This window comes from Deltaproteobacteria bacterium (assembly GCA_011773515.1).
In the GTDB taxonomy this organism is placed as follows: Bacteria; Desulfobacterota; Deferrimicrobia; order J040; family J040; genus WVXK01.
In genome coordinates, this window is the sequence record WVXK01000069.1 from 1 (window position 1) to 2,981 (window position 2,981).

At 54.6% G+C, this 2,981-nt stretch carries 1 protein-coding gene; it reads left to right on the forward strand.

Annotated features, from left to right (window positions below; translation table 11 throughout):
* Window positions 1-1,033: 1,033 nt before the first annotated feature.
* Window positions 1,034-2,981 (forward strand): hypothetical protein (locus GTN70_08415; protein ID NIO17007.1); only part of this gene is annotated, 1,948 nt, incomplete at its 3' end.

Genomic DNA, 2,981 nt, shown 5'->3' on the forward strand with positions numbered 1-2,981 from the left:
ACAACCCGCTCCTCATCCTTCGGCTTGGTGTATATGAGGTACCAGTCCATCACATTCCTTTCACTCAACGACTACCCCTGATGGGCTCCCGCCGTTCCGAATTGCAAATCGGCAGAAAAAACAGCGTGATACATTTAATGACCAGCGAGACTCGTTAAAAAATGTAACGCTGATCCGGCAGGAAAAAACGTGCGGGCAGCCGATCGCAGAAAACTTTTAAGTAATTTTGCTTATTGAAAGAAGATACCCCGGAAGAACGTAGAAATCCACCGCCCAATTTTCCCCCCACAACGTCAGGTTGACGTCAAAACTCCAATAATATGAGGGAGCAAACCAATTACCGTGCCAAAAAAATATCGATAATGATAACCTTTACGGCTATATATATTTATCTTAATAATTATTTATTCTTATAATAATTCACTATCTGCTGCTTTTTCGCCTCTCCTTCTGACAGCGCACAATAAGCGTTGAATGAAAGAAAAAAAATCTTTAATTTGTGAAAATAATTACCCAATCTGTTCGCATAATTTTTCCCGGCTTTTTTATTATATCGTCCTTATCAGGATATCCACGGCCCTCTCCGGAAAGCTAGACAGCATAAATCGTTCGATACCGACGTCCCGATCTTCACCATAATAGACTAACGATATGAAATAAAATAACTTTATGATCAATGCACCGCTGCTCCGTCGAAACAATGCTCTTGACAAAAGCCGGATAATTTACTATCGTCTGAGGTAATTTGCACCTTCTTGCCGCCACGGCAGGAAAATCTGACATCTCAGGGAAGCGTCATAACCCCCTAATTTCAGATGGGGTTTCTGCACGCTTATCGGTGCAGCGTAAAAGGGGATTGTGTGGTTGCCGGGCTTCCTTCTCCGGCAACAGTTCCTCCAGAACCGGGTAACGACCGAAATTTCATTATATAAATCTGCTATTTGCTGCACGGATTCCTGTGCCGCCCGAAGCTGGTTTCCGAATCCTGTATCAACCGGGATGGGTGAAAGGGGGCACTCTTGGGGGAGGGGGGTTGAAAAGAAGTCGCTGGTCTGGGCTGTCGATCCTGCTTACACTGATTGTCGCGCTGAATCTCACTTCATGCGGCAGTTTCCTGGGTATCGATCCCGAGGAATCTGCAAAGACATCTTCACTGGCGGGAAGATCATCCAAGGGTCCCATTTTCGGGGGCGAGGTGGAGATCTTCGCCATCGAAGCGGACGGTTCTGTGGGGAAGAGCATCGGGAAAAGCGTAACCGATGAGAGCGGCAGATACGCAATCGACCTCGGCAGCTACGGGGGGCCGATCCTGATCTCGCTGACCGGTGGCAAATACCGCGACGAAGCAACGGGGTTCATCGTCGAGAACAACCTGAGGCTCCACGCAGCCGTGGCGCACGCTTCGGGAAAGGTGTCGGCGATGGTAACGCCGCTTACGGAGCTCGCCTACAGGCTGGCTAAAACGCTTACGCCGGAGGGCATCAGAGAGGCAAATTCCCTCGTTTCCGGCATAACCGGGATAGACATCCTCTCCTGCGAGCCCATCGACCCGCTGGACTCAACGGAAGCGCTGGGCGCAACCCAAGAGGAAAAGGACTACAGCCTCCTGCTGGCGGCGATCTCCCACCTATCCTCGCAAATCCACGGAACGAGCACCGCGTCGGACTCGGCAGGCGGAAGCATCTCAACCGTTCTTTATGACCTGGAGCAGGATATTGCCGACGGGGAGCTGAACCAGATGGAGTCGAAACTGCTATCGGGTTTGATCACCTTCATAGACAGCGAGCAGAACAAAACGGGAATTTTAGACCTTGGCGACACCGGGCTGGACGAGGCGATCACCAGCGGCGGCATCAGCTACTCGGGGGTCTGGTACGAAACCGGGGACAAGAGCGGCGAGTTCACCATCTCGTTCAATCAGACCGAAGATTCTTTCGACGGCACCCTCTTTGTCACCAGCCACACCACTCCGGGAGAGAACGGTACTTACCGTATCAGCGGCACGCGGGCCGAAGACAGCTACCACGGGACAGATTCGGGGGGCAGGGAGATCATATTCGAGCTTCTCGATCATCCAGCCAAAAACGCCGATAAAATGCTGGTTGGCAGTTACCTCTACCCTGCAGGCGGCGTCAGGGGAGCGATGAGATCCACCAACGGCGGCGCCTACAACTCCATAGACGGTTTCGTAACCATCGAGGGGGAAAGCGATCACTCCGGGGCCGTCGTGGGCCTCATCACGGACCCAACATTCAGCACCACCACCAACGAACACGGCTTCTACTTCCTGAGCGGCTTCCCCGACGGCGTCCGCTGGCTGACGGCGTCGAAGGAAGGGTACGAGCCCGCAGAATCGGGACCCTGGGAATTTGCTGATGGCTCCACCCATCAGGGAAACGCAAACATGGCCCTTGCCGAAATCGTCCTGAACCCGCCTGCCGCAGAGACCGGCCCTCCATCGCAGGTAACGACGGAGGGTGCGAGGGTGAGCGGAACCGTAAACCCGAACGGCATGCCCACGGAGGCCTGGTTCGAGTGGGGCACGAGCGATTCGTCGCTCACAAACAGGACGAAGAGGCAAGCGGCAGGATCGGGGGAGTCATTCCAGGAGGTGACGGAATTGCTCTCCGGGCTGAAACCCGGCACCACCTATTACTACCGCGTCGCGGCGGCAAACGGCGCAGGGACGGCAGCGGGAAGGGTCAACACGTTTTTAACGAAGAAGCTGCCCGTACCCCCCGAGGCATCGACGGCGCCGGCAACGGCGGTCACCACGAGCAGCGCCGAATTAAACGGCACGGTAAACCCCAACGGGTTCGCCACGGAAGCCTGGTTCGAGTGGGGCACGAGCTCTGCCCTCGGAAAAAAGACGCCGGCGCAGGGCATGGGAGCCGGCACATCGCGCAGGAGCTTCCAGCAGGTCCTCATGGACCTTCAACCCGGTACAACTTACTTTTACCGGATCACCGCGGAAAGCAGCG